Raw genomic sequence first — 26,336 nt, 5'->3', positions numbered from 1 at the left:
TGTGGACTTTTAAACAACGTTTAATTTGAGGTTATTGTGGAGTTTGTGTTTTAAGATTTACAATTTTTTCGAACGCTTCTTCGGGTAGATTCCAGCTGCAAGAAGGTGCTTTGTCTGTAAGTACAGCCCATTTTTTATTTTCGATATCGAAAATTCTTACACCACTTAGGTTAATCTGAGAAGTTTTGTAGATGTGTAAGCTTACAGAAAGAGTACTTTTGTTATTTACCATGCTGTGGATTCCTCCCATTTCTTCTTCGAAAACAAGTCCTTCCATTGCAACGCCAGCTCCTTCATATTCGATGAAGTTTTTGGTTTCTTTGTAATATACTTCGGTAAGTTCGCCTTTTAGAACTTTTATTTTTCCTTCGTAGTTTTTGTGGTCGTGTACCGCAGTTTTATTGTTAACTCCCCAAAGCATTAAAATAGCTACGCAGTTTTCGCTGTTGAAAACAGGAAGCCTTCTGTAGGTTTTTTCTGGAATATTTAATTCGTTGATTTTGAACATTTCGTTATAATCTTGAAAATCAAAACTGAATAGAATTTCCGAGACTTCATCATAGCGTAAGCTTTGATTTTTGATATTTTCTAAAGTATTGTTGAGGTTTGTTGTTAAAGTTTCCATTATTCATTCGATTTATGTGGTAAAAGTATAAAAAGAGTGGTTTATAAAAATACTTTTTGGTATGATATTGGTCATACCTAATATTAATCAGTTTATTAGGGTAAAAGCTCATTGTTATTGTCTCATGAAAATACATTAAAAAATTGTGAATAATATGATTTTTACTATATTTTCTTATTTGTAACATACGAAAACGATGTGGTTTATAAAAATATAATACCTTTGCATCTGATTTTAAAGAAACGAGAAAATGGATTTTAAAAACTACGCGATGCCTTTCAGCATCAACAAAGATTACACTAAAAAAGTGGCCTACTTTTCTATGGAATTTGCGATTGACCAGGCGCTAAAAATATACAGTGGAGGTCTAGGATTTTTGGCGGGTTCTCACATGAGAAGTGCTTATAATCTGAAACAAGATTTAGTAGGAATTGGTATTTTATGGAAATTTGGTTATTATGACCAAGCAAGAAATCATGACCAAACCCTTAACCCAACTTGGACTAAGAAAATGTATAGTTTCTTAGAAGATACAGGGATTAAATTCCAAATTGATATTCACGACGCTCCTGTTTGGGTAAAAGTTTGGTATCTAAACCCAGAAACTTTCAAAACAGCGCCTATCTTTTTACTTTCTACAGATGTGCCAGAAAATGACCATATTTCTAAAACCATCTGCCACAGATTATACGATGCTAACGAATCTACAAAATTAGCGCAATACATTTTACTAGGTAAAGGTGGTGCTAAATTGTTAGACGAATTGAATCTAGAAAGAGAAGTATATCACCTTAACGAAGCTCATGGTCTTCCTGCTGCTTTCTATTTACTAAGAAAATACAACGGCGATGTAGAAAAAGTAAAAGAAAAATTAGTTTTCACTACGCATACACCAGAAGAAGCGGGTAACGAAAAACACAATGTGTATCTGTGCCACAAAATGTCTTATTTCTCAGGATTTAGCTTAAATGAAGTAAAAGCTATTGAAGGAGAAGATAATGATATGTTCAATCACTCTCTTTGTGCATTAAGAATGGCAAGAGTTGCCAATGGAGTTTCTCAACTTCATGGTGTAGTTTCTAACGAAATGTGGGGTAAATATCCTAATATCTGCGAAATAAAAGCAATTACCAACGCTCAAGATTATAAATATTGGGCAGATAAACCGCTTTATAACGCTAGAGACGAAAGAGAAAACGAAGAATTCGACTTTAGAAAAAAATATCTTAAAAAGAGAACTTTCAGAATTGTAGCAGACCAATGTGGTAAATTGTTTAATCCGCACGTATTTACAATGGTTTGGGCAAGAAGATTTGCGGGCTACAAAAGAGCAGATTTATTGCTTCAAGACAAAGAAAGATTTGCAAGATTATTAGAAAATAGTAAATATCCGGTACAGATTATCTTCGCAGGGAAACCATATCCAATGGATTATTCTGCTATTTCTACCTTTAATTATTTGGTAGAAGAAAGCAAAAATCACAAAAATATGGCTGTGCTTACAGGTTATGAATTATCTTTAAGTAAAAGCTTAAAACAAGGTTCTGATGTTTGGTTGAACAATCCTAGAGTGCCAAGAGAAGCTTCTGGTACATCTGGTATGACGGCTTCTATGAACGGTTCTGTAAACCTTTCTACAGATGATGGATGGATTCCTGAGTTTGCAAATCATGGCGTAAATTCTTTTGTAGTGCCAAAAGGAGATTATGCTAACATGAGTGTTTTCGACCAAGATAACTATGATTTGAATAAATTATACGAAATTCTGGAAAACGAAATCTTACCAATGTACTACGATAGACCAGACGAATGGAGACAAGTAGTGAAAAATGCAATGGATGATGTAAAAGTACAGTTCAATTCTGATAGAATGGCTGCAGAATATTATCAAATTATGTATTAATTCAATTTTCAGAAATAAATAAGAGCGCTTCTAATTTTTTAGAAGCGCTTTTTTATTGTATGTTAATCTCCGAAATAAAAATATAAGCTTCGCCATTATAAGCACTTCCTTGATGCCAGTCTGGGAGTTTTCCGAAGTTTTTTGCGATAATTTTTACAAATTTTGCCTTTTGAGTAACAAAAGATAAATTGATATTGAATGTTTGTGCATTCATATCATCTGGTTTTACCCGTGGTATTATTTCTCCGGCTTTTAAAAAGTTTTTGTTGTCTATAGATGTGTAAATAGTTACTAGAGTAGGCGCTATAATCCAAGCTCTGGAATCTTGCAGAAATTCTAAAGATATTTTAGAAATTTCTTTTGGTTCTTTTAAATCAATAATCGCTTCAAAATCTTGCGATTGATAACCATGCCAATCTCCTTTTCGCCAGTTTACCTCACCAAGAATTCCGTCTATTAAACCTTCGTTTCCGCCAGCAAAATATTGAGGATGAGGTTTGGATTGAATTTCTATGGAATAATGGTTTGGTTTCTTATAAATTTTTGAAAAAACAACAACACTTTTTTCTCCTTTGTTGTTTTCGGAGTAAGCTTTGATCGTAGAAGTTTCTTTTATCTTAAAATCACCCGTATATTCTTGAAAATTATTCCCGTTAATGGCATAAAATGTTTTATTGTTTAGAGCAGATTCAATTTCAATATTTTCTTCATTTTCAAAAGTCCTTTTTTCTGAATTGATAACAGGCGAAGTTACAATTTCGTTTAATTTTCTGGGCTCAGCAACTGGCGTTTTAGAAAGCCATTCGATAATGTCGTTTTTGTTGTAGAATATTACGGAATTATGGTCTTCGAGATTTAATTTAATTTTTTTGAACAAAGGTTCAGTCGTCGTCCAATAAGTAGAACCCGGCGTTACTTTGTACAAACCAATAGAACTCAAAACATACCAAGCGCTCATTTGTCCGCAATCTTCATTGCCAATTAAACCATCTGGAGCATTTTTGTAAAAATTTTCTAAAATGTAATGCACTTTTTCTCTGGTTTTTTCTGGTTTTCCAACAAAATTGTAGAGATAAGCAACGTGATGACTCGGTTCGTTCCCTTGTGCGTATTGCCCAATTAAACCTGTAACATCCACTTGTTCTCTACCTGTAGTTTTAGATTCTTCAGAAAACATCTGGTCGAGTTTTTTCTCAAATGCTTCGTCACCACCATAAGCTTTAATCATTCCATTGATGTCTTGAGGAACAAAAAATGTGTAATGCCATGCATTTCCTTCGGTGAAATTATTGTTGATTTCTTTAGGGTCAAAAGGTTCATTCCAGTTTCCATTTTTCTTCGGACGAATGAATTTTTTGTCTTCATCGAATAAATTTTTCCAACTTTGAGAACGTTTCATGAACGTTTCGTAATCATTAGCTTTGTTTAAAAATTGAGCCATTTGAGCGATGCACCAATCGTCATAAGCATATTCTACGGTTTTAGAAACGCTTTCGTGTTCGTCGTCAATGCTCAAAAAACCATTTTCACGATAGGTTTTCATACCGAAGTCATTAAAATTATTAGCAGAATTTTTTGCCGCTTCATACGCTTTTTCGTAGTCGAAACCTGTTACGCCATTTATCATCGCATCTGCAATTACAGAAACGCTGTGGTAACCAATCATACAATAGGTTTCATTACTTGCGAGTTCCCAAATGGGCAATCTTTTACTTTGTTCGTATTGTAAAATAAAGGTGTTGATGAAATCTGCGGTTCGTTTTTTATCAATTAAAGTCATCAAAGGATGATATGCTCTGAAGGTGTCCCAAAGCGAAAAAACGGTATAATAATCGTGATTTGCAGAGTGAATTTTGTTGTCTCTGCCTCTGTATTTTCCGTCCACATCATTGGCAATATTGGGTTGAGTGAAAACGTGATACAAAGCGCTGTAAAAAGTGGAGAGTTTATCTGTTTCTGGTGTTTCTATTTCAATTTTAGAAAGCTCTTTGTTCCAGAAATTTTCTGCTTTTCTCTTAATTCTCTCAAAATTCCAAGATTTTCCTTCGGCAAGCATATTTTTTTCTGCTCCTTCAAAACCTGTGAGAGAAAGTGAAACTTTTACCAATATTTTTTCACCTTTTGAAACTTGGCTAGAGAAGGCATATTTAATTTTTTTTCCGAATAAAATATTGAGTGGATTATTTACATCACTTTTTGAAATTTTCATGGGTTTAGAAAATTCAATTCTTGCAAAAATGTATTGATTTTCTGCCCACGCTTTACTTCTTCTGAAAACTTCGATGGTTTTATCATCAACTACTTTTACTTCGCCTTCCAAAAGCTTATCTCTATGATTTAAATCTAAAATTAGATTGGCTTGTCCGGCATTATTGAAAGTATATTCGTGGTAGCCCACTCTGGTTGTTGTGGTTAATCTTGCTTTTATGTTGAATTTATCGAGCAAAACTTCGTAATAGCCAGCGCTTGCTTTTTCGTTTTGATGAGAGAATTTAGACGAATAATCTTTATTGTTTAAGCTAGGATTTCCCATGGTTGGCATCAGCATAATGTCTCCATAATCAGAAACACCCGTTCCGTTGAGGTGCGTGTGCGAGAATCCGTAAATTACAGAATCTGAGTAATGATAACCACTACAACCGTCCCAACTGTCGTCTATTCTGGTGTCTGGCGAAAGTTGTACCATCCCAAAAGGAAGTGTAGCTCCCGGAAAAGTATGTCCATGTCCGCCAGTTCCGATGAAAGGATTTACATATTCTGAAAATTTCTTTTGCGAATAGACCGAAGAGAATAATAATATAAATAAAAATAGATAAATCTTATAAAGTTTTGACATAAAAACTGTATTTTTAATTTTTTAAAATTATAAAATAATTCTAAACCTTATGAAATCCTTTTTCAGATATTTTGCAATCATTACATTTTGTTTCTTTTTTACTAAAATATCGGCTCAAGATTTGCCTTTGATTCCTTATCCTCAGAAAGTGGAAATTAAAACTGGAAATTATGAATTGCCAAAAACAATTATTTTTGAAAAAGGTATTTTATCAAAAAAATATTATTTATACAAAGATATCCTTTCTAAATTTGATATTAAGTGTGAATTGTCGGATGATAGGCATAAACCAAATATTAGTTTTTCTTCTTTGCTTCCTTTTCCAAATGAGAATTTTCTCTCTAAAGGGAAATACGTTTTGAAAATTAATGAAAATAAAGTTTTTATAAAATCAACTGATGATATTGGTGAGTTTTATGCTTTAAATACTTTAATTCAGTTATTGTCGTCTAAATCTTCCATTCCAAATCTGGAAATCACAGATTCTCCGAAATTCCAATGGCGAGGAATGCATTTGGATGTTTCGAGGCATTTTTTTCCTAAAGAATTCATCAAAAAATACATAGATTTCTTGGCAATGTACAAGATGAATACTTTTCATTGGCATCTTACAGACGACCAAGGCTGGAGAATTGAAATTAAAAAATATCCAAAACTTACCGAAATTGGCGCTTGGCGAAACCGCTCTATGATTGGAAAATATGCCGATAATAAATTTGAAGAAAAAAGATATGGTGGTTTTTATACGCAAGAAGACATTAAAGGAATTGTAAAATACGCTTCGGAACGTCATATTACCATTATTCCAGAAATTGAAATGCCAGGGCATGCTTCAGCAGCGATTGCAGCATATCCAGAATTGGGCTGTACTGGTAAGTCAATAGAAGTGGTTGGGAAATGGGGTGTTTTTGACGATATTTTTTGTCCAAAAGAAGAGACTTTTACATTTTTAGAAAATGTTTTGAAAGAAGTAATGCATCTTTTTCCATCAAAAATTATTCACATTGGAGGAGATGAAGCTCCTAAAACGCAATGGAAAACCAACGAAATAGCTCAAGCTCTGATTAAAAAAGAAGGATTGAGAGACGAACACGAGTTGCAAAGTTATTTTATACAAAGAATAGAAAAATTCTTGAACAAACACGGTAGAGAAATCATCGGTTGGGACGAGATTTTAGAAGGTGGTCTTGCGCCTAATGCCAGAGTGATGTCTTGGCGTGGAGAGGATGGCGGTATTGCGGCGGCCAATTTCTCGCATGAAGTGGTGATGACGCCGGGTAATTTTTGCTATTTCAACCATTATCAGGGCAATCCAGAAACAGAACCTATTGCTTTTGGAGGTTATACTTCTACAGAAAAAGTGTATTCGTACCATGTAATTCCAGAGAAATTAGCTGAAGACAAGAAAAAATTTGTTTTGGGAACTCAAGGCAATGTTTGGACAGAATATATTACCACGCCAGAGCAAGTAGAATATATGGTTTTTCCTAGAATTACAGCACTTTCTGAAGTTTTGTGGGGAACGAATTCAGATTTTACTAATTTCAAAAAAAGAGTTCAGAGTCAATATCCAATTTGGGATCAATTGAAAATTAATTATAGCAAAGAATCTATTAATCAACCATTAAATTTACCAAAGAAATAACAATGTCAAACAGACGAAATTTCATTAAAAAAGCAGGGGTTCTTTCTGCTGTTTTAGCACTCAATCCGTGGAAAGCTGAAGAATTTATTCCTCAAAAACCAAAGAAAATTCAGAAACCTGTAGTTCTTTCTACTTGGAATTTTGGTTTGAAAGCCAATGAAGAAGCTTGGAAAATTTTATCTAAAGGAGGAAAAGCTTTAGATGCTGTAGAAATTGGGGTAAGATTGGTAGAAAATGACCCTGATGAAAGAAGTGTTGGCTATGGCGGAAGACCAGATAGAGATGGTAGAGTAACGCTAGATGCTTGTGTTATGGACGAAAAAGCCAATATTGGTTCTGTAGCTTGTCTCGAAAATATCAAAAATCCTGTTTCTGTTGCCAGAGCGGTGATGGAAAAAACTCCGCACGTAATGTTGGTAGGAGATGGAGCCTTGCAATTTGCCGTTTCTCAAGGTTTTAAGAAAGAGAATTTGCTCACTCCAACTTCCGAAAAAGAATGGAAACAGTGGTTGAAAACTTCGGAATATAAACCTGTTGTAAATATAGAAAATCACGATACTATTGGCATGATAGCTATGGACGAAAGTGGTAATCTTTCTGGAGCTTGCACCACTTCTGGTATGGCTTATAAATTACACGGTAGAGTGGGAGATTCTCCTATCATTGGAGCTGGACTTTTTGTGGATAACGAAATTGGTGCCGCTACAGCTACAGGTCATGGTGAAGAAGTGATAAGAACGTGTGGTTCTTTTTTGGTGGTAGAATTAATGCGACAAGGTAAATCTCCGCAACAAGCTTGTGAAGAAGCGGTGAGAAGAATCTACAAAAATTTTGTAAACCAAAATCGTAATGTAAAAGATACTCAAATTGGTTTTATTGCAATGAATAAAAATGGTGAAACGGGAGCTTTTTGTTTGCAAAAAGGCTTCAATTATGCGGTTTATACTTCCGAAGGAAATGTTTTAATTGATGCTGAAAGCTTAATTTAGAATTTTAAAAACGCAATCTTGAATCTAGGTTCTCGATTCTCAAATCTAAAAATATATGTTAGAAATTGCTTGTTTTGATAAAGAATCTGCCATTATTGCAGCTAAAGCTGGTGCAGATAGGATAGAGTTTTGTGCAGGTTTAGATGTGGGCGGAATTACTCCTTCGCTTTCAGATTTTTTAGAACTTAAAAAAGAAATAGCTATTCCTGTTTTTGTGATGATTAGAACCAGAGGTGGAAATTTTTGTTATAATAATGAAGAGTTTCAATTGATGAAAAATCAATTGTTAGAATTCAAAAAAAAAGGAGCTGATGGTTTTGTTTTTGGAATTTTAGATGAAAAGTCAGAAGTTAATCTTGCACAAAATATAGAATTGGTAGCATTGGCAGAAGGTCTTCCTTGTACTTTTCACAGAGCTTTTGATAGAGTTAATCATTATCAAAAATCTCTAGAAGAAGTAATTTCTTGTGGTTTCAAAACCATTCTTACTTCTGGTACAAAATCTAACGTAACAGAAGGAAAAGAAATTTTAAAAAGCTTAGTAGAACTTGCCAATAATAGAATTGATATTCTTTGTGGTGGAGGTTTGCGCTCTTCTAATGTTTCAGAAATTAAAAATTATACTCAAGCTAAAAGTTTTCACAGCTCTGGAATTTTAAATGGTAAAATGCCAGATTTTAATGAGATTGTTTCTTTAAAATCTCAACTTTAACTTTCTTTATGAATGCTGTTTTTTCAAAAATCATTAATTTTATCGGGGCTTTTTAAAAAGGGTAGTCTTTTTGTAACTAAATGTACTTTTATTTCTACTAATTTTATTTGAAGCCTCCCAATTATTACCCAAAAAATAGAAAATTATGAAATTTCCATTGTATTTACCTCAGATTAATAATCCTGAAAATAATAATCTAAATGTAATTGCCGCAGATGTTGGCGGTACAAAAACCAATATTGCAAAATTTGTTTCGGAAGACGGCAAAATGGTTTTGGTAGCAGAAGACACTTATGTTACCAATAATTACAAATCTCTTTCTGAGATTATTCTAGATTTTATTAAGAAAAATGGGTATGATAAGCCAGACAGAGTTTCTATTGGTGCAGCAGGTCCTGTTGTAGATGGTGTCTGCTATACCACTAATATTGTTTATAAAATAGATACGAGAGAACTAAGAAGAGATTTGGGCGTAGAAAAAGTGTATTTGGTTAATGATTTAGAAGCTACTTCTTTTGGTCTTGCTGAGGTAGATGATGAATTTATGAAAACCATTAGAGAAGGTAATCCTACCATTGGTGGTCATTTAGCGGTTTTAGCTCCAGGAACTGGTTTAGGCGAAGCTTGTCTTTTTTGGGACGGAAAATATTTAAGACCAATGCCTTCGGAAGGCGGACATAGCGAATTTGCACCACGAACAGATGTGGAATTTGAATTGGTGAAGTTTTTACAAAAAACATACGGCGAAATTGTGATTTGGGAACGTTTGGTTTCCGGGCCTGCTATTTATAAAATTTATCAGTTTTTACGTGACGAAAAAGGGCACGAAGAACCAGGCTGGCTTACTCAGAAATTAGCTGAAGAAGCAGATAAATCTGCAGTAATTAGCCATACAGCCATGCGAGAACTTAATGCAACTTGTGTGATGGCGATGGAAATGTTTGTAGATTTTATGGCACGTAGAGCCAATAATATGGTGTTGAATTACAAATCTACTGGTGGTTTGGTTTTAGGAGGAGGAATTCCGCCTAGAATTTATAATTTCATCAATAAGGATAAATTTGAAGCCAGCTTTTTAAAATGCGATGAAATGGAACCTCTGTTGTCAGAAATTCCTATTTATCTGAATTTAAATAGCAAAACAGGATTGTACGGAGCAGCTTATTATGGTGCTTTTTCGGAATAGAAGGAAAAAATTAAAGATAATATAATTTGATAAAATGAAAAAATTACTCATTAGTGCGTGTTTTTTGGTAATGGCAAATATTGCTTTTGCTCAAGAAATTACGCTAGACAAAATTTACTCTGGTTACTATCGTGGTAAAGGGATTTCTGGAATTGCTTCGCTTAAAGATGGCGAAAATTATGCAGTGATAGAACAAGGCGGAATTGTAAAATATTCTTATAAAACTACCGACAAAGTTGGTAATATTGTTGATGGAAGATACCAAAGTTACACGTTTTCTGATGACGAATCCAAAATCCTTTTGCAGAAAGACTCTGAACCTATCTACAGACATTCTTTCTTAGGGAAATTTGATGTGAAAGATTTAAAATCTGGTCAAATTGTTAGTTTAAATAACGGAGAATTTGTTCAAGAGCCTAAGTTTTCTCCAGATGGTAGCAAAGTGGCTTTTATTGTTGATAATAATTTATTTTATCAAGATTTATCTTCAGGGAAAATCACTCAGATTACCACAGATGGCAAGAAAAACTCTATCATCAACGGATTGGGAGATTGGGTGTACGAAGAAGAATTCGGGCATGCAGATTTTTACCAATGGAGCAAAGGAAGCGATGCTCTAATTTTTGTAAAATCAGACGAAAGCAAAGTTCCAGAAATCAATATCCCAATTTACGGTAAGAATTTGTATCCAAAATTAATGACTTACAAATATCCAAAAGCTGGGGAAGTTAATTCTACCGTTTCGGCGCATTTGTATCAATTAAATTCTGCTAAAACGTTAGATTTGAATTTAGGAAGTTTTGAAAATTACTACATTCCTCAGGTTTTTAGTACTTCAAAAAATGATGAGGTAGCTTTGGCAACAAGCAACAGACATCAGAATAAAGTTGATATTCTTAAAGTAAATACTTCTACTGGCGCAGTTTCTAAATTAATCTCAGAAACAGACAACGCTTGGATTGAAACCGATAATTTGACTTTAGAATTTTTAGACGACAATTCTTTTCTTTGGGCTTCTGAAAGAAGTGGTTTCCGCCATTTGTACTGGTTCGATGCTAAAGGAAGTCTTAAAAAACCTGTTACCAAAGGCAATTGGGAAATTACAGATTACTACGGATTTAATCCTAAAACCAAAGAAGTTTTTATTCAAACTACAGAAAAAGGAAGCTTAAATAAAGTGGTTTCTAAAGTGAATATTTCTAACGGAAAAATGACGCTTCTTTCTCAGGCTGAAGGCAATAACAGAGCAGATTTTTCTAAAAATTATCAATATTTCATCGAAACGAGTTCTACCGCTAATAAACCTAATGTTTATACATTGAAAGATGGCAGCGGAAAATCTCTTAAAGAACTTCAAAACAACGATGCTTTATTGTCTAAATTAACTGCGGATAACATTGCTACTCGCGAGTTTATTACCATCCCTAATGAAGTGGGAGACCAAATGAATGCTTACATCATAAAACCGAAAAACTTCGACCCAAATAAAAAATATCCTTTATTTATGTATCAATATTCTGGGCCAGGTTCTCAATCGGTTTCTAATTCTTGGGACGGAGGAAACGGACTTTGGTTCAATCATTTGGTTCAAAAAGGATACATTGTAGCGTGCGTTGACGGGCGTGGAACGGGTTATAAAGGAACAAAATTCAAAAAAGTAACCTACAAAAACTTAGGAAAATACGAAATTGAAGATCAAATTGCAGCTGCAAAATGGTTCGGGAAACAATCTTATATTGATAAATCTAGAATCGGGATTTTCGGTTGGAGCTTTGGCGGCTATATGACGAGTTTGGCCATGACGAAAGGTGCTGATGTTTTCAAAGCAGGAATTGCTGTAGCGCCAGTTACCAATTGGAGATATTACGATTCTATCTACACCGAAAGATTTTTGCAAACACCACAAGAAAACCCTGATGGTTACGACCAAAATTCGCCAACTACTTTTGCTAATTTATTGAAAGGAAAATTTTTGTTAATTCATGGAACAGCCGATGATAACGTACATTTTCAAAATTCTATGGAATTTTCGGAAGCATTAATTCAAGGGAAAAAGCAATTTGAGTTTATGGCGTATCCAGACAAAAACCACGGAATTTACGGTGGACAAACAAGACCTCAATTGTACCAAAAAATGACAGATTTTATTTTGGAGAATTTGTAGAAAGTTGGATGTTGGATGTTGGAAGACGGACGATTATAAAATATATCTATAAGAGCGGACTTTAGTCCGCTTTTTTTATGAAAATTTCGTTGGATTTAGCTAAAAACTTATTTTTTTGTAAATTTTAATAATTGGCGAAATCCTAATTTTGTAATCCATATTCATTCTTTAGTTCAGCTAAAAATTCATCGTGGTCTTGAAACTCAGAATCATCTAAATTTTCTTGATTGTCTAAATTTTTTTTCTGATTTTCAGTGAGTTTGAATGTTTCTTCTTGCATTCTTTCGGACGAATTATTTTTTTTCTTTATTCAAATATTTTTCTTTCAAAAAATCGATATAATCATTTACATTGCCCAGTAGTTCTTTTGGTAAAGTCTTTAGATTATTTTCAAGGTCTTTTATTGTGATTTCCATTTTTTAACTTTTTAGTTAATCAAAGTTAGAAAAATTTTCGAATTAAATTAAAAAAACTATTTTTGAAGAATAAGATGATTATTAATTAACAGTTATCAATTACGATTTATGAAACAACATCCAAAAGGTTTACCGTTTTTATTTTTCACAGAAATGTGGGAAAGATTTGGTTATTATTTAATTTTAGGAATTTTTGTACTCTATGCTATTGAACCAGAAGGTATTGGTGGTGGATTAGGACTTCCAGATAAAGTTGCAGACGATATTTTCGGTACTTATATTGCGCTTACTTATCTCACTCCGTTTTTGGGAGGTTTTTTGGCAGATAGAGTTTTAGGATATGTAAAATCTATTTATTTGGGTGGTTTTTTAATGGGAGTTGGTTATATAGGATTGGGAATTTTCAAAGATTTGCCACTTTTTTATACTTCTTTAGGATTAATAATCGTAGGAAATGGATTCTTTAAACCTACAATTTCTACACTTTTGGGAAATCTTTATTCCGAGCCAGAATACAAAGACAAAAAAGATACGGGTTACAATATTTTCTATATGGGGATTAATATTGGAGCTTTTGTTTGTAATATTATTGCGGCATTTATGAGAAATAAATTCGGTTGGGGAGAAGCTTTCATCACCGCAGGAATAGGAATGTTTTTAGGATTAATTATCTTTTCATTCGGATTAAAACACGTGAAAAAAGCTTCTGAAATGAAACCTGCAGAAAAAGGTGATACCAAAATTTCTGATGTTTTGTCTAAAGTTTTCTTACCAGCCATTATTGCTGGAGTAATTGGTTGGGTAGTGCCTACTTTAATTTTAGGAAAAACCATTTTCGGGAGTACCAATACCGATGCCTTTATTTTTGCTTGTGTCCCTGTTATTTATTTTTATGCTTCGTTGTATTTTAAAGCCAATTCCGAAGAAAAAAGACCAATTGGAGCGTTGCTTTCTATCTTTTTGGTGAGTATGTTTTTTTGGGCAATTTTTAAACAAAATGGTACTGCTTTAACGCGTTGGGCGAATTATTATACGGATAGAGAAATTTCAAAACCATTGGTTAATCCATTAAAATCAATTTATATGATTGATGGCGATAAAGATGAGAATGGTAAAAAAGGAAGAAATGGTTTGAGTTTTGTAAATAAAGAAGTTCCAATTTATGATAATGAATTCAGAACAGAGAAAGGTGAAGACGGAAAAACCTTGAAAACCACAGGGAAAGATATTTATTTTAGAAATATAGCTCCAGAAAAGAAAGCTGAATTAGAAAAAAATCCAGACCAGAAGGTTTATCTTTATAATACCGAATTGTTTCAATCTATTAATCCGTTTTGGGTAATTGCTTTAACGCCAGTAGTGGTTGCATTTTGGGCGTTTCTGAGGAAAAGGAAAAAAGAACCCACTACACCTACCAAAATTATGATAGGATTATTTATTACTTCCTTATCTTGTTTGGTAATGGTATTTGCTGTTTTTGCAGGAGGTAACGGAGCTGTAAAAGTTTCGCCACTTTGGTTGGTAGCAAGTTACGGTGTGGTTACCATTGGGGAGTTGTGTCTTTCTCCGATGGGATTGTCTGTGGTTTCTAAATTATCGCCAACCAGAATTACCGCTTTAATGATGGGAGGTTTCTTTTTGGCGAATTCCGTCGGGAATAAACTTTCGGGGATTTTAGCCAGTACTTGGTATAATTATGACAACAAAGAATATTACTTTTTGGTGAATTTCGGTTTGTTGATTTTTGCAACCATTTTAGGATTAAGCATGCTAAAAAGATTGAATGCCATAATGAAAGAAAAAGGAGTATAAATATAATAAAATGATGATAAATCGCAGTTTTTACTGCGATTTTTTTGTGCAATTACCTCCTATAGTTTTTCAAAATAAACTATATTTGCTAATCTTAATAAAAATTTAACAATTAATAAAAATATGGATACAGTTCAAGCTCAGTCGAGACATCCTAAAGGTCTTTGGGTTTTATTTAGTACAGAAATGTGGGAGCGTTTCAATTTCTACGGAATGCGTGCTATTTTAAGTCTTTTTATGGTTAATGCTTTAATGCTAGGAGAATCTAATGCCTCAATTATTTATGGCGGATTTTTAGCGTTATGTTATCTTACACCGCTTTTGGGAGGTTTTATTGCAGATAAATATCTTGGAAACAGATATTGTATTATGCTCGGCGGAACATTAATGGCAATTGGGCAACTTTTGTTGTTTTATAGTGCAATTTCATTTAGTACGAGTTTAGAATCTTCAAAGGCCATATTTTGGTTGGGATTATTGGTAATCATCTTTGGAAATGGTTTTTTCAAACCTAATATTTCTTCTATGGTTGGAAGTTTATATCCTGCCTCACAAAAAACAAAATTAGACTCTGCTTTTACTATTTTCTACATGGGGATTAATATAGGAGCACTTTTGAGCCAATATTTTGTACCACTTATTGCAGATGTAAAAGTAAACGGAGTACAAGATCCTTACGTTTTTAAATGGGGATATTTAATGGCAGCAATTGCAATGTTGCTTGGTACTTTTATTTTCTTTTTCCTTAAAGATAAATATGTGGTAACGCCAGAAGGAAAAGCGATTGGAGATTTGCCTTCAAAAAATAAAGCAGATGAAAGTCTTGAGGATGGGGAAACTCAAACAGCAAATTTCTCAGGGCAATCTATCGGGATTACAAGTGTGTTATTTGTAATTATGTTTTTTGTTTTCAGATATTTTCTAGTTGGTGAATTCGGGTTTGGAGCTATGGAAATGGGGCAATTGGTGAAAGGAATTATCTATCCTTTTATCTATTCTGCGGGTATTTCTTTGGCGTTTTTAATTATGAGTTCTGCCGAAAACAAAGTAGAAAAACAAAGAATTTGGGTAATTTATATTATTTCGTTCTTTATTATCTTCTTCTGGGCAGCATTCGAACAAGCGGGTTCTTCACTTACTTTTATCGCATCTAACCAAACAGACAGACACTTTTTATTCGGTTGGGAAATGCCAGCTTCTATGGTTCAAATCTTTAATGGAATTTTTGTAGTGCTTTTGGCGGTTCCTTTTAGTATTATTTGGGATAAATTAAGAGAAAAAGGGAAAGAACCTATTTCTCCGTTGAAACAAGCTTTTGGTCTTGCTCTTATTGCTTTATCTTATTTCATTATTGCTCATAATGTAAAAGATTTAGGAAACGATGGTTTGTTAGCTATTAAATGGTTAGTTCTTCTATATTTTATCCAAACATGTGGCGAATTATGTTTATCACCAATTGGTCTTTCTTTGGTAGGGAAATTAGCGCCAAAAAGATTTGCATCTTTATTGTACGGAGTTTTCTTTATTTCTAATGCTGCTGGTTATGCATTAGCCGGAACTTTAGGAGCAATTTTACCAGCAACTGGAGATAAATTTCAAAAAGCTAAAGAAATTGGTGTAAATCTTCAAGACGTTTTAGATAAAAAAGTAACTCTAACGGCAGAACAAACTGCTTTCTTTGTAAAAGAACAATTACCTACAGCATATAAAACTTTTGCAGGATTCGAAATTCATAATTTATTTGAATTCTTTATGGTTTTTGTAATTCTTTGCGGTATTGCAGCAGTAATTTTAGCATCTATTTCTCCTATTTTGAAAAAAATGATGCACGGTATAAAATAATTATCAGAATAATATATCACAAAAAACCACCGAATATTCGGTGGTTTTTTTTATTTTCGTTACTTAAAAATTTAAGATATAATGGAATTAACATTAGAACAAATACAGAATTTTAAAGGAAAATATCCTAAGCAACTTTGGTCATTATTTACAGTAGAAATGTGGGAACGTTTTTGTTTCTACGGAATGAGAGGTGTTCTTACTTATTTTATGGTAGATCAATTGCTTTTAAAAGACGGTGTAGCTAATTTACAATATGGTGCAATACAAGCATTTGTATATGCTTTTACATTTATAGGAGGAATTTTTGCTGATAAAGTTCTAGGGTTTAAAAAATCTTTGTTTTTTGGAGGGATGGTAATGATTTTAGGCAATTTATTAATTGCAATTGCTCCAAAAGAACTATTCTATTATGGAATTGCCTTTTCAATAATAGGTACAGGTTTTTTTAAACCTAATGTTTCTTCTATGGTTGGAGAGCTTTACCATGAAGATGATCCAAGAAGAGATGCTGGATATGGGATGTTTTATGCAGGAATTAATGTAGGAGGCTTTTTAGGAGGGATTTTATGTATTTATTTAGGTAAATACTATTCTTGGCAACTTTGTTTTTTATCATCAGCAATCGTAATGGTCTTAGGATTGTTAACTTTTTTGTTTACAAAGAGTAAATTAGGTCCAATAGGAAATTCTCCACTTAATCATCTTTCAAAAAGCAAAAGGTTAACAAAGGAAATACTTGTATATGCTCTTTCTCTTTTGAGTATCCCATTAATTTTTATAATGGTTAAAAATACAGATTATACAGATTATTTTATGTACACTATTGGCATCATTGCAATAGCTTATTTTCTATACGAAGTATTTAGGATAGGTGAATTAAGTGCTCAGAAAAAAATTGTTGCAGCTTTTGTGTTTATCTTTTTCTATTTTCTGTTCAATGCAATTTACGAACAAAGTGGTGGTTCATTATCACTTTTTGCAAAATATAATCTTAATGATAAACTTCTCGGCTTAACTATTGATCCTAATGCAGTTAACAATAGTTCTAATACACTTTTTGTTATTGTTTTAAGTCCTTTAATTGGTTTACTTTGGGTGTGGTTAGCAAAAAGAAAAATTGAACCAAATACTTTAATTAAATTTGGGATAGGATTTTTGTTTTTATCTGCATCTTTTTATATTTTTTATTACACTAAATTTTTTGCAGACTCATTAGGAAAGACTTCTCTTGGTATTTTCACACTAGCTTATTTGGTTACAACAATAGGTGAATTATGTTTAGGACCAATAGGAATGTCTATTATTACAAAATTATCTCCCAAAAGATTATTTGGAATGATGATGGGATTATGGTTTTTAGCAAGTGCTTTCGGACAATTGGCGGCAGGGAAATTAGGAGCAGAAATTTCCGAATCTAATACAGGAAGTGATTTAATGTCTAAATTGCAGTCTTACACAGATGGATATTATCAATTAGCAATCTACGCCCTAATTGCAGGTTTGGTATTAATTTTGATATCTCCTTTAGTGAAAAAATTAATGCAAGAAGTTCATTAATTCTATAAATTTACTGTATGAAAACAGTGCTATCGTTTTTATTTCTGTCATTTTTTACATTGTCCCTTGCTCAGGTCAATTGGATGACTATGGAACAAGCGATAGCCGCTCAAAAGAAAAATCCTAAAAAAATTATTATAGATTTTTATGCCGATTGGAATGTTGCCTGTCAAGATATGGACAAGCATACTTTTGTACATCCGGAAATTCTAAAATATTTGAACGATAAATTTTATATAGTGAAATTTAATGCAGAAGGAAATGATACCGTAAATATGTATAATAGAGTTTTTAAAAATCCTGATTATCATGTAAATGCACAGAGTAAAAATGCAATGCATCAATTTGCTAAATTCATGAATATTAATGCCTATCCAACGCTTATTTTTTTAGATGAAAACCTACAATCTATAACCAATTTGATGGGGAAATTTTCGGCAAAAGAATTAGAGCCTTACCTTAGTATGATTGCTAACAATCAATACAAGAGTATAAAAACCCGAGAGCAATGGGAAAATTATCAGAAAAAATTCAAATCGAAAATTAAAGAGTAGTCCGAAGTCGGATGTCGGAAGATGGAAGTTGAGAAAGTTTCGAGTTTTAAGTTTTAGGTTTTTTGTCATCATTGCGAGGAATGTAGCGTAGCGAAATGACGAAGCAATCTGTTGAATTATTCATAAATTCTATCAATAGAAACTTACTTTAGTTCGTTTTTATAAGTTTAAAGATTAATTTGTCTTTAGTTGAAAAATATTACAAAAGGCTTTCTTTTTTAGAAAGTCTTTCTTACTTTTATTAAATAATTTAATGATGTCTGAAAACAAATTACATAATTTTTTTGCTATAATTTTAATTGCAATTTTATCTGCCTTAATTGCTGGGATTTATGGGATAATTCATGATCAAATTACTTTTACAATTTCTTCAGAATATTATACAAAATATATATTTTTACAGTATAATCTTGTTCAAGTTGAAGGTGATAGTAGAATAATACATCCAAGAATTTTAGTAGTATTAGTAACTTTTCTCTCAACTTGGTGGTTTCCATTAATTTCGGGATTAATTATTGTTATTTTTAATTTAATTCAAAATACATGGAAAATGTTTTTGAAAACTTCTGTTCTAGCAATGTTGATTTCAAGTTTAATCACTGTTTTTTCTGCGATTATAGGTTTTATTTTAGGGTCTTTAATTATAAGTAAATTACCAAAATATTATTTTGCAGATTGGTGTTTTATTCCAGATAAGCTGAATGATTATGAAAATTATATTACTGCAGGGACAATGGATGCTTTTAATTTTTTTGGTGGAATTTTAGGATTAATTGTCGCAATTTTTTATTCATATAAAAAGAGAAACTTATAATTTCCTCATTTTTCCGTATTTTCACACCATAAAATTCACTTTTTACTGTAAAGAAAATTCACCATTGACACTCGACGCTTCCATAGAATTTTTAAAAGGAATTGGTACAGAACGTGCCAAATTAATTGCTAATATCTTAGATATTAGAACGGTGGAAGATTTTTTGCACTTTTTTCCTTTGAGGTATTTGGATAAATCTAAAGTCTATAAAATAGCTGATTTAAAAGAAGATAATGTTGAAATCCAACTGAAAGGTAGAATTACAGAACTGCAAGAAGTAACGTATGCTAAAGGCAAAAAACGACTTTCGGGAAAATTTACAGATGCCACAGGGACACTAGATTTGGTGTGGTTTCAATATACCAAATGGATGCTAGAGCAAATTCCTGTGAATAGAGAAGTTTATATTTTCGGACGAGTTCAGGAGTTTAATCACAGTTTTTCTATGGCGCATCCAGAAATTGAGTTAGAGGATAAAAAATCTGCGGAAGAAAGGCTTCGTCCTATCTATTCAAGTTCGGAAAAACTTACCAAAAGAGGTTTAAATCAGAAATTTTTTCAAAATACTTTAGCCAATATTATTTCTCAAATTCCGAATTTAATTCAAGAAAATTTACCTTTTTCTTTGATGAAATCTTTGAAATTGATGAGCAGACAAGAAGCGTATCTCAATATTCATTTTCCTGTAAATGCAGACTATGCAAAACATGCAGATAGAAGGTTGAAATTTGAAGAAGCATTCTTTTTTCAGTTAGGATATGCGCTCAAAAAAAAATACAACAAGAGTTTTGCCGTTGGAAATCCTTTCCCAAAAGTGGGGGAGAATTTCAATTTATTCTACGAAAATTTTCTTCCTTTCGAACTCACTAATGCTCAAAAAAGAGTTTTAAAGGAAATTAGAAACGATTTGAAAAAGCCTATCCAAATGAACCGATTGTTGCAAGGTGATGTAGGTTCTGGCAAAACGATGGTGGCACTTTTGGCGATGCTTCTCGCGATGGATAACGGTTTCCAGAGTTGTATGATGGCGCCAACGGAAATTTTGGCGACGCAACATTTTAATTCCATAGCAGATTTGTTGAAGGAAACCAATGTGAAAGTAAGATTACTCACAGGTTCTACCAAAAATGCCGAAAGAAAAATCATTCACGAAGAACTTTTGAACGGAGAACTTTCTATTTTGGTTGGCACTCACGCTGTTTTGGAAGATGTGGTTAAATTTAAAAATCTAGGTTTAGCAATTATAGATGAACAACACAGATTCGGGGTGGCACAACGCGCAAAACTTTGGGCTAAAAACAGAATTCCGCCACATATTTTGGTAATGACGGCAACACCAATTCCCAGAACTTTGGCAATGAGTTATTACTCAGATTTGGATGTTTCGATGATAGATGAAATGCCAGTTGGCAGAAAACCAATAATTACGGCTCACAGAAGAGAAAAAGATAGAAATTCGGTGTATGGTTTTGCGAAAGAAGAGATTGCAAAAGGCAGACAAGTGTATTTTGTATATCCTTTGATTGAGGAATCTGAAACATTAGATTATAAAAATTTAATGGAAGGTTTTGAGCATATTGCTGAGGTTTTTCCAATTCCTGATTATCAAATTTCTATGCTTCATGGCAAAATGAAAGCCGATGACAAAGAAGCCGCGATGCAATATTTCGCTAAAGGAAAAGCAGAAATAATGGTGGCTACAACAGTAATTGAAGTGGGCGTAAATGTACCGAATGCTTCGGTAATGATTATAGAAAGTGCCGAACGTTTTGGCTTGTCTCAGCTTCATCAGTTGCGAGGTAGAGTAGGACGTGGTGCAGAACAGAGCTATTGTATTTTGATGACGGGAGACAAGCTTTCTGCCGAATCTAGAAAACGCATCAAAACAATGGTAGAAACCAATGATGGCTTTAAAATTTCTGAAGTTGATATGCAATTGCGCGGTCCTGGTGATATTCTTGGGACTCAACAAAGTGGGATAGTAGATTTTAAACGTTTGGATATGGTAAACGATGGCAATATTATAAAAGCCGCAAAATCTACGGTGGAGAATCTAATAAATACAGATCCTTCACTACAAAATCCTGAATATCAAAATCTAAAAAATTACTATATAAAACAATATAAAGGCAAAAACAAATGGGGGAAGATTTCTTAATTTTTCTTTTTGGGAGAAGCAGGCATAGGTTTTGGTGGTGCTTGGTACACTTCTACTGTATCTTTAGCAGCAGATTTTTCAACTTTTACCAATCCGTTGATAAAAGCATCCATTTTAGGTTTTAGTTTTTTAAAATTTTTCTGTTGAGAATAAGTTAAAGCAGAACAATAACCACTTTCTGTGATGTAAAAGTAACCTTGATACTCAAAATCCATACCTTTAGTATTGGCAATGTATCTCATGTATAGAACTTTTAGTCCATTTACAGTTCTGTATTCAGATTCTTTTAATTTGAAATAATCTGCTCTTTTTTCAATTAAAGAAACTTGTAAATCTTTTAAATTTTTTAAAGTAGGAATTTCTATGCTTTCAGAGACAAACATTCCTATTAAACCATCATTCTCAGGGTTTATAAAAGTATATTCTACAAAAGGAGATTTTAATAGCGAAGTTGTTTTCCATGTTTTAGGGTCAAAATAAATTCCAGCATCTACTTTTTTACTTTTTAATAAAAATGTAGCACTTTTATCTTTTGAAAAAGCAGTTTCATTAGTTGTAATTGTTTCTAATGTTTTAGCATCGCTTTCGTTTACAAATTTCCAAGTTTCATTTTCAAAAAGAACTACTTCTTTTCCTTCGTCTGTTATTGCTTTTGTTTGAGCTTCGACGTTGTAAACCCATAAAAAGATTGTTAAAATTATTAGTTTTTTCATAGAGCTAATTTATAAATTAAATTCCATTAAATAATCATCCATTACGTATCCATTTCCGATTTCGAAAACGCCTTCTTCATATATTTTGAAACCTTGTGAAGTGTAAAAATGATAAGACGAATTTTGTTTGTTAACGGCCAAAATAATTCTTAGGTCGCCAGATTCTTTAGCTTTATTTTTTAAGAAATTTATGGCAAATTTACCTACTCCTTTTCCTTTAGCTTCTTCTAAAAGATAAATTCGGTGAAGTTTTGTGGTGTCTTTTTGATAGTGATTTTCAAAACCCATTATTCCAAGAAAATTTTCGTCATCACTTAATAAATAATAATGATAATTTGGATTTTCAAAATGATTTTGGAGTTCAGTTTTAGAATACATTTGTTCTAGCATGTATTCAATTTGTTCGTTAGAAAGAATTCCTGGATAATGTTTTCTCCAAGATTTTTCTGCAATTTCCTTAATTAAAGGAATATTTTCTATAGTTGCTTTGGTAATTTTCATCATAAAAAAAGAACTTACACAAAGGTAAGTTCTATAAATTTATTTTAAAATGTTTTTAGAATTAAATTTTTGCCATTTCTTCTTTAATTTTTGCTTGTAAACCTTCGGAAGCAGCAACTAGAGGCAATCTAAGGTAATTTTTAATAATTCCTTTTTCTGCCAAAACGGTTTTAATTCCGCAAGGGTTTCCTTCTGCAAAAATAAGTCGGGTAATTTCTACCAATTTATTATGAATTTCGTAAGCTTCTTTTACTTTTCCTTCGAATGCAAGCTGAAGCATTGTAGAAAATTCTTTCGGGTAACCTTGTCCAATAACGGAAATTACACCATCTCCGCCAGCTAAAGTAACGGGAAGTGCATATTCGTCATCACCAGAAACCAGAGAAAATCCTGCAGGTTTTTTTCTTAAAATATCAAAATACTGGTTAATATTTGGGCAAGCTTCTTTAATCATAAAAAGATTAGGAAAATCATTTGCCAAACGCAATGTTGTGTTCGCTTCAATGTTTTGTCCGGTTCTTCCAGGTACATTATAAATAATAATTTGTTTACCAGTTTCTGCTAAAGCTTTATAATGTTGATAAAGCCCTTCTTGATTAGGTTTGTTATAATATGGAGAAACAGAAAGCACTGCATCAAAATCTGATAAATCTGTTTCTTCAATTTGTTTTTTTACTTCTAAAGTGTTGTTGCCACCGATTCCTAACACTAATGGAAGACGTTTACTATTAACCTTTATAACGTGTTTTATAACTTCTTTTTTTTCTTCCTTAGATAGGGTAGCAGCTTCTGCTGTGGTTCCTAATACTACTAAATAATTTGTTCCGTTTTCAATGTTGTACTCAATCAGACTAGTGAGAGCAGCAAAATCTACCGTGAGATCTTCGTTGAATGGCGTAACCAGTGCAACGCCAACTCCTTTTAAATTGTTCATTTGTTATAAGTTATAAAGTTAAGTGTTGCCAAAGATATTAAATTTTTCATAAAAAAAGATAGCTTTATTTATCGATTATGTATTTTTTTGTATGCAATATATCATTAGAAAAAGAGCTTCTTAATCTTGAATTTCTTACATTTGTTTTCTTTTTTAAAAATAAAAACAGTATGAATGTAGCAGATTATATAAAAAAAGTTCCGAAGGCAGAATTGCACTTACACATCGAAGGAACTTTTGAACCAGAATTAATGTTCGAAATAGCGCAGAGAAATAAAGTAGAAATTCCTTATCAATCTGTAGAAGAAGTTAAAAAAGCATATCAATTTTCTTGTCTTCAGGATTTTCTAGATATTTATTATGCTGGAGCAAGCGTTTTGCTTTACGAAAAAGATTTTTACGACCTTACAATGGCTTATTTTAAACATTGTGCCGAAGAAAATGTAGTGCATACAGAGATTATGTTTGATCCTCAAACGCATACCAAAAGAGGAATTTCTTTCGGGACGGTAATTAACGGAATTCAAAAAGCAAGAGAAGATGCTAAAGAAAAATATGGAATTTCTTCGCTTTTAATTATGAGTTATCTTCGTCATTTATCCGAAGAAGATGCTTTTGAAACGTTAGAGCAATCTCTTCCTTACAAACATTTGATAAAAGCGGTAGGATTAGACTCTTCGGAGAAAGGAAATCCGCCGAGTAAATTTCAAAAAGTTTTTGAAGCTTCTGTAAAAGAAGGTTATATTCCCGTGGCTCACGCTGGCGAAGAAGGTCCCGCAGAATACATTTGGGAAGCTTTGGATTTGTTGAAAATTTCAAGAATAGACCACGGTAATAATTCTTTAAAGGATGAGGTTTTGCTTAAAAAATTGGTTGACGAGAAAATTGCACTTACGGTTTGTCCGCTTTCTAATCTTGAATTGAAAGTTGTAGACGATTTGAAAGACCATCCTTTGAAAAAAATGTTAAATTTAGGCTTGAAAGCTACTGTAAATTCAGACGACCCAGCCTATTTCGGAGGTTATATGAATGCTAATTTCTTGCAAACTGCCGAAGCGTTAAATTTAACACAAGAAGAAATAAAGACTTTAGTGAAAAACAGTTTCGAATATTCTTTGCTTTCGGAAGAAGAAAAAGCAAAACATTTGGCTGATGTGGAAAATTTAGCTTAAAATTGAAAGTTTACCACTGAATAATAAAAGTTTAAAGTTCTTTTAAACTGTTTTGCTCTTTAAAAAATTATATTTGTAAAAGATTATATTTTAAATATGAAAAATAAAATTTTGTTGTTGGCAATTGCTACTTTATCGCTTTCGGCGTGTAAAAGTACATTGCAAGTAGCACAGGTTCAGCCTCATAAAAATACCAGTATCACGAGTGAAATTAAAGATAATGCAGATTATGTAAATTTCATAAAACCTTATAAAGAAGGACTGGATAAACAAATGAATACCAAAGTTTCTCATACTTCGGTAGAACTTAATAAAAAAGGAAACAACAGCAATCTTGGCAATCTTTTGGCAGATTTTACGTATGAAGGCGCTAAAGATTGGGCTTCAAAAAACAATATTCCCAATGTAGATGCTTCGGTTATTAATATTGGCGGAATTAGAGCGATAATTGGAGCTGGAGATATTATGGTGAAAAATGTTTTTGAAGTAATGCCTTTTGAAAATGAAATCGTTTTGGTGAAAATGAAAGGTTCGGATTTAGACGGTTTGTTTAATTATTATGCCGAAACAGAAAAAAACAATCCGGTTTCTCATCTTTATATAGAAACTCAAGGTAAATCTTTGAAAAACGCACTTATAAATGCCGAAAAAGTGGATGTAAACAAGACTTATTATATTGCTACGTCAGATTATTTAGCTTTAGGAGGCGATAATATGAAATTTTTCTCGAAAGGAGAAATTATTAATACTGGTTTGAAAATGCGAGAAGTTTTTATGGAATTTTTTAAGAAAAACCCAGAAATAAAAGCTTCTACAGAGACTCGTTTAAATTTTATAGGCAAAACAAATGAATAGAAAGAATTTTTTAAAAACAATAAGCGGTGGAACGTTGGCGCTTACTTTAGCTCCCAATTTGATGTTTGCCGAAAAAAATAGAATTTTAAACCAAAATTCTGATTATAAATTAACCATTTTACACACCAACGACCAACATAGCAGAATAGAACCATTTGACGCTTCGGATGGTAGAAATGCCAATAAAGGTGGCTTTGCAAGAAGAGCTACGTTAATTCAGCAGATTAGAAATCAGGAAAAAAATGTTCTTTTGCTAGATTCTGGAGATATTTTCCAAGGAACTCCGTATTTTAATTTTTATGGAGGCGAATTAGAATTTAAACTGATGTCTATGATGGGTTATGATGCTTCAACTATGGGAAATCATGATTTTGATAACGGTTTAGACGGTTTTTTGAAGGTTTTACCCAATGCTAAATTTCCGTTTATTACTTCTAATTACGATTTTAGTAATACCATTTTAGATGGAAAGACAGAGAAATATAAAATTTTCAATAAAGACGGAATTAAAGTTGGAATTTTTGCTGTAGGAATTGAATTAGACGGTTTGGTAGGCAAAAAACAATACAAAGAAACCAAATATCTAGACCCCATTGAAATTGCACAACAATCTGCAGATTTTTTAAGAAAAGATAAAAAATGTGATTTGGTAATTTGTTTGTCTCATATTGGTTACGATTACAGAGACGATGCTAAAAAAGTTTCAGACAAAATTTTAGCTGCCAAAACAGATAATATAGATTTGATTTTGGGCGGACATACACATACTTTTTTGCCAGAACCACAGAGTTTTATTAATAAAAGTGGTAAAAATGTATTGGTAAATCAAGTAGGTTTTGCAGGATTGCTTTTAGGGCAAATAGATTTTTATTTTGATAAAAATAAATCTGTGAAAAATATTTCGTGGAACAATCAAGTTATAGATGATAGAATCTTAGGTTAAAA

The 26,336-nt window shown here is 32.6% G+C and carries 22 protein-coding genes; 15 read left to right on the top strand and 7 right to left on the bottom strand.

What is annotated here, in order from left to right:
• Nucleotides 1-31: 31 nt before the first annotated feature.
• On the bottom strand, nt 32-625 hold the full coding sequence (locus QM746_RS14800) for a cysteine dioxygenase (RefSeq protein WP_414984926.1): 594 nt from the start codon (nt 623-625) through the stop codon (nt 32-34).
• A 250-nt stretch (nt 626-875) separates the two neighbouring features.
• Between QM746_RS14800 and glgP the strand changes: the two genes are divergently transcribed.
• Nucleotides 876-2,528 (top strand): alpha-glucan family phosphorylase, encoded by a 1,653-nt coding sequence (glgP, locus tag QM746_RS14795; protein WP_414984925.1) that lies wholly within the window; start codon nt 876-878, stop codon nt 2,526-2,528.
• A gap of 52 nt (nt 2,529-2,580) precedes the next feature.
• Here the strand turns inward: glgP and QM746_RS14790 are convergent, their stop codons facing one another.
• The gene (locus tag QM746_RS14790) at nt 2,581-5,364 is read right to left on the bottom strand and encodes a GH92 family glycosyl hydrolase (protein ID WP_414984924.1); all 2,784 of its coding nucleotides are present in this window, start codon (nt 5,362-5,364) and stop codon (nt 2,581-2,583) included.
• Nucleotides 5,365-5,413: 49 nt separating this feature from the next.
• Between QM746_RS14790 and QM746_RS14785 the strand changes: the two genes are divergently transcribed.
• From QM746_RS14785 to QM746_RS14765, 5 genes are all read left to right on the top strand, one after another.
• Entirely contained in the window at nt 5,414-7,009 is a 1,596-nt protein-coding gene (locus QM746_RS14785; RefSeq protein ID WP_414984923.1) for a beta-N-acetylhexosaminidase, read from the top strand.
• 2 nt (nt 7,010-7,011) lie between these two features.
• The gene (locus QM746_RS14780) at nt 7,012-7,998 is read left to right on the top strand and encodes an isoaspartyl peptidase/L-asparaginase family protein (RefSeq protein WP_414984922.1); all 987 of its coding nucleotides are present in this window, start codon (nt 7,012-7,014) and stop codon (nt 7,996-7,998) included.
• Nucleotides 7,999-8,053: 55 nt separating this feature from the next.
• On the top strand, nt 8,054-8,710 hold the full coding sequence (locus QM746_RS14775) for a copper homeostasis protein CutC (RefSeq protein WP_414984921.1): 657 nt from the start codon (nt 8,054-8,056) through the stop codon (nt 8,708-8,710).
• A 145-nt stretch (nt 8,711-8,855) separates the two neighbouring features.
• Nucleotides 8,856-9,896: a glucokinase gene (locus tag QM746_RS14770; protein ID WP_414984920.1), complete on the top strand. Its 1,041-nt coding sequence runs from the start codon at nt 8,856-8,858 to the stop codon at nt 9,894-9,896.
• A gap of 34 nt (nt 9,897-9,930) precedes the next feature.
• Nucleotides 9,931-12,060, top strand: a complete 2,130-nt coding sequence (locus tag QM746_RS14765; RefSeq protein ID WP_414984919.1) for a S9 family peptidase — start codon at nt 9,931-9,933, stop codon at nt 12,058-12,060.
• A gap of 142 nt (nt 12,061-12,202) precedes the next feature.
• Here QM746_RS14765 and QM746_RS14760 read toward each other — a convergent pair whose 3' ends face one another.
• A complete protein-coding gene (locus QM746_RS14760) occupies nt 12,203-12,340 on the bottom strand; it encodes a hypothetical protein (protein ID WP_414984918.1) in 138 nt (45 codons plus the stop codon).
• A 13-nt stretch (nt 12,341-12,353) separates the two neighbouring features.
• Nucleotides 12,354-12,476 (bottom strand): hypothetical protein, encoded by a 123-nt coding sequence (locus QM746_RS14755; protein WP_414984917.1) that lies wholly within the window; start codon nt 12,474-12,476, stop codon nt 12,354-12,356.
• Between the two features lie 108 nt (nt 12,477-12,584).
• Here QM746_RS14755 and QM746_RS14750 point away from each other — a divergent pair, with 108 nt between their 5' ends.
• The 6 genes from QM746_RS14750 (at nt 12,585) to recG (ending at nt 21,216) form a co-directional block, all read left to right on the top strand.
• Nucleotides 12,585-14,288, top strand: coding sequence for a peptide MFS transporter (locus tag QM746_RS14750; RefSeq protein ID WP_414984916.1), 1,704 nt, complete (start codon nt 12,585-12,587; stop codon nt 14,286-14,288).
• A gap of 123 nt (nt 14,289-14,411) precedes the next feature.
• A complete protein-coding gene (locus QM746_RS14745) occupies nt 14,412-16,130 on the top strand; it encodes a peptide MFS transporter (RefSeq protein WP_414984915.1) in 1,719 nt (572 codons plus the stop codon).
• Nucleotides 16,131-16,211: 81 nt separating this feature from the next.
• Nucleotides 16,212-17,690, top strand: a complete 1,479-nt coding sequence (locus QM746_RS14740; protein ID WP_414984914.1) for a peptide MFS transporter — start codon at nt 16,212-16,214, stop codon at nt 17,688-17,690.
• 17 nt (nt 17,691-17,707) lie between these two features.
• Nucleotides 17,708-18,244: a thioredoxin family protein gene (locus QM746_RS14735; protein WP_414984913.1), complete on the top strand. Its 537-nt coding sequence runs from the start codon at nt 17,708-17,710 to the stop codon at nt 18,242-18,244.
• A gap of 256 nt (nt 18,245-18,500) precedes the next feature.
• Entirely contained in the window at nt 18,501-19,058 is a 558-nt protein-coding gene (locus tag QM746_RS14730) for a hypothetical protein (RefSeq protein ID WP_414984912.1), read from the top strand.
• 64 nt (nt 19,059-19,122) lie between these two features.
• Nucleotides 19,123-21,216, top strand: coding sequence for an ATP-dependent DNA helicase RecG (gene recG / locus QM746_RS14725; RefSeq protein WP_414984911.1), 2,094 nt, complete (start codon nt 19,123-19,125; stop codon nt 21,214-21,216).
• Here recG and QM746_RS14720 read toward each other — a convergent pair.
• The 3 genes from QM746_RS14720 to dapA are packed head-to-tail and all read right to left on the bottom strand — an operon-like array spanning nt 21,213 to nt 23,364.
• Nucleotides 21,213-21,929: a hypothetical protein gene (locus QM746_RS14720; protein WP_414984910.1), complete on the bottom strand. Its 717-nt coding sequence runs from the start codon at nt 21,927-21,929 to the stop codon at nt 21,213-21,215. The two genes, recG and QM746_RS14720, sit on opposite strands and share 4 nt — an antisense overlap.
• A gap of 9 nt (nt 21,930-21,938) precedes the next feature.
• Nucleotides 21,939-22,433 (bottom strand): GNAT family N-acetyltransferase, encoded by a 495-nt coding sequence (locus tag QM746_RS14715; protein ID WP_414984909.1) that lies wholly within the window; start codon nt 22,431-22,433, stop codon nt 21,939-21,941.
• A gap of 58 nt (nt 22,434-22,491) precedes the next feature.
• Nucleotides 22,492-23,364, bottom strand: a complete 873-nt coding sequence (gene dapA, locus QM746_RS14710; RefSeq protein WP_414984908.1) for a 4-hydroxy-tetrahydrodipicolinate synthase — start codon at nt 23,362-23,364, stop codon at nt 22,492-22,494.
• Between the two features lie 170 nt (nt 23,365-23,534).
• On the opposite strand from dapA, the gene QM746_RS14705 reads away from it, so the two are divergent.
• The 3 genes from QM746_RS14705 (at nt 23,535) to QM746_RS14695 (ending at nt 26,334) form a co-directional block, all read left to right on the top strand.
• The gene (locus QM746_RS14705; protein ID WP_414984907.1) at nt 23,535-24,536 is read left to right on the top strand and encodes an adenosine deaminase; all 1,002 of its coding nucleotides are present in this window, start codon (nt 23,535-23,537) and stop codon (nt 24,534-24,536) included.
• A 96-nt stretch (nt 24,537-24,632) separates the two neighbouring features.
• Nucleotides 24,633-25,391 carry a 5'-nucleotidase C-terminal domain-containing protein gene (locus QM746_RS14700; protein WP_414984906.1) on the top strand — a complete coding sequence of 253 codons (759 nt, stop codon included), beginning with the start codon at nt 24,633-24,635 and terminating at the stop codon, nt 25,389-25,391.
• On the top strand, nt 25,384-26,334 hold the full coding sequence (locus QM746_RS14695) for a bifunctional metallophosphatase/5'-nucleotidase (protein WP_414984905.1): 951 nt from the start codon (nt 25,384-25,386) through the stop codon (nt 26,332-26,334). The genes QM746_RS14700 and QM746_RS14695 overlap by 8 nt, the downstream gene beginning before the upstream one ends.
• The last annotated feature ends 2 nt before the right edge of the window (nt 26,335-26,336 follow it).

Origin of the sequence: Cloacibacterium sp. (genome assembly GCF_047601505.1) — a bacterium.
Taxonomy (GTDB): Bacteria; Bacteroidota; Bacteroidia; order Flavobacteriales; family Weeksellaceae; genus Cloacibacterium.
Note: the sequence above shows the minus strand (reverse complement) of the source record. Positions and strands in the feature narration are given on the sequence as shown.

Excerpts from the sequence above, each read along its gene's own strand:
- QM746_RS14745 (WP_414984915.1), top strand. The coding sequence starts at position 14,412 with ATGGATACAGTTCAAGCTCAGTCGAGACATCCTAAAGGTCTTTGGGTT.
- QM746_RS14775 (WP_414984921.1), top strand. The coding sequence starts at position 8,054 with ATGTTAGAAATTGCTTGTTTTGATAAAGAATCTGCCATTATTGCAGCT.
- QM746_RS14750 (WP_414984916.1), top strand. The coding sequence starts at position 12,585 with ATGAAACAACATCCAAAAGGTTTACCGTTTTTATTTTTCACAGAAATG.
- QM746_RS14785 (WP_414984923.1), top strand. The coding sequence starts at position 5,414 with ATGAAATCCTTTTTCAGATATTTTGCAATCATTACATTTTGTTTCTTT.
- dapA (WP_414984908.1), bottom strand. The coding sequence starts at position 23,364 with ATGAACAATTTAAAAGGAGTTGGCGTTGCACTGGTTACGCCATTCAAC.
- QM746_RS14700 (WP_414984906.1), top strand. The coding sequence starts at position 24,633 with ATGAAAAATAAAATTTTGTTGTTGGCAATTGCTACTTTATCGCTTTCG.
- QM746_RS14800 (WP_414984926.1), bottom strand. The coding sequence starts at position 625 with ATGGAAACTTTAACAACAAACCTCAACAATACTTTAGAAAATATCAAA.
- QM746_RS14720 (WP_414984910.1), bottom strand. The coding sequence starts at position 21,929 with ATGAAAAAACTAATAATTTTAACAATCTTTTTATGGGTTTACAACGTC.
- glgP (WP_414984925.1), top strand. The coding sequence starts at position 876 with ATGGATTTTAAAAACTACGCGATGCCTTTCAGCATCAACAAAGATTAC.
- QM746_RS14770 (WP_414984920.1), top strand. The coding sequence starts at position 8,856 with ATGAAATTTCCATTGTATTTACCTCAGATTAATAATCCTGAAAATAAT.
- QM746_RS14760 (WP_414984918.1), bottom strand. The coding sequence starts at position 12,340 with ATGCAAGAAGAAACATTCAAACTCACTGAAAATCAGAAAAAAAATTTA.
- QM746_RS14790 (WP_414984924.1), bottom strand. The coding sequence starts at position 5,364 with ATGTCAAAACTTTATAAGATTTATCTATTTTTATTTATATTATTATTC.
- QM746_RS14705 (WP_414984907.1), top strand. The coding sequence starts at position 23,535 with ATGAATGTAGCAGATTATATAAAAAAAGTTCCGAAGGCAGAATTGCAC.
- QM746_RS14740 (WP_414984914.1), top strand. The coding sequence starts at position 16,212 with ATGGAATTAACATTAGAACAAATACAGAATTTTAAAGGAAAATATCCT.
- QM746_RS14755 (WP_414984917.1), bottom strand. The coding sequence starts at position 12,476 with ATGGAAATCACAATAAAAGACCTTGAAAATAATCTAAAGACTTTACCA.
- QM746_RS14765 (WP_414984919.1), top strand. The coding sequence starts at position 9,931 with ATGAAAAAATTACTCATTAGTGCGTGTTTTTTGGTAATGGCAAATATT.
- QM746_RS14780 (WP_414984922.1), top strand. The coding sequence starts at position 7,012 with ATGTCAAACAGACGAAATTTCATTAAAAAAGCAGGGGTTCTTTCTGCT.
- QM746_RS14735 (WP_414984913.1), top strand. The coding sequence starts at position 17,708 with ATGAAAACAGTGCTATCGTTTTTATTTCTGTCATTTTTTACATTGTCC.
- QM746_RS14730 (WP_414984912.1), top strand. The coding sequence starts at position 18,501 with ATGTCTGAAAACAAATTACATAATTTTTTTGCTATAATTTTAATTGCA.
- QM746_RS14715 (WP_414984909.1), bottom strand. The coding sequence starts at position 22,433 with ATGATGAAAATTACCAAAGCAACTATAGAAAATATTCCTTTAATTAAG.
- QM746_RS14695 (WP_414984905.1), top strand. The coding sequence starts at position 25,384 with ATGAATAGAAAGAATTTTTTAAAAACAATAAGCGGTGGAACGTTGGCG.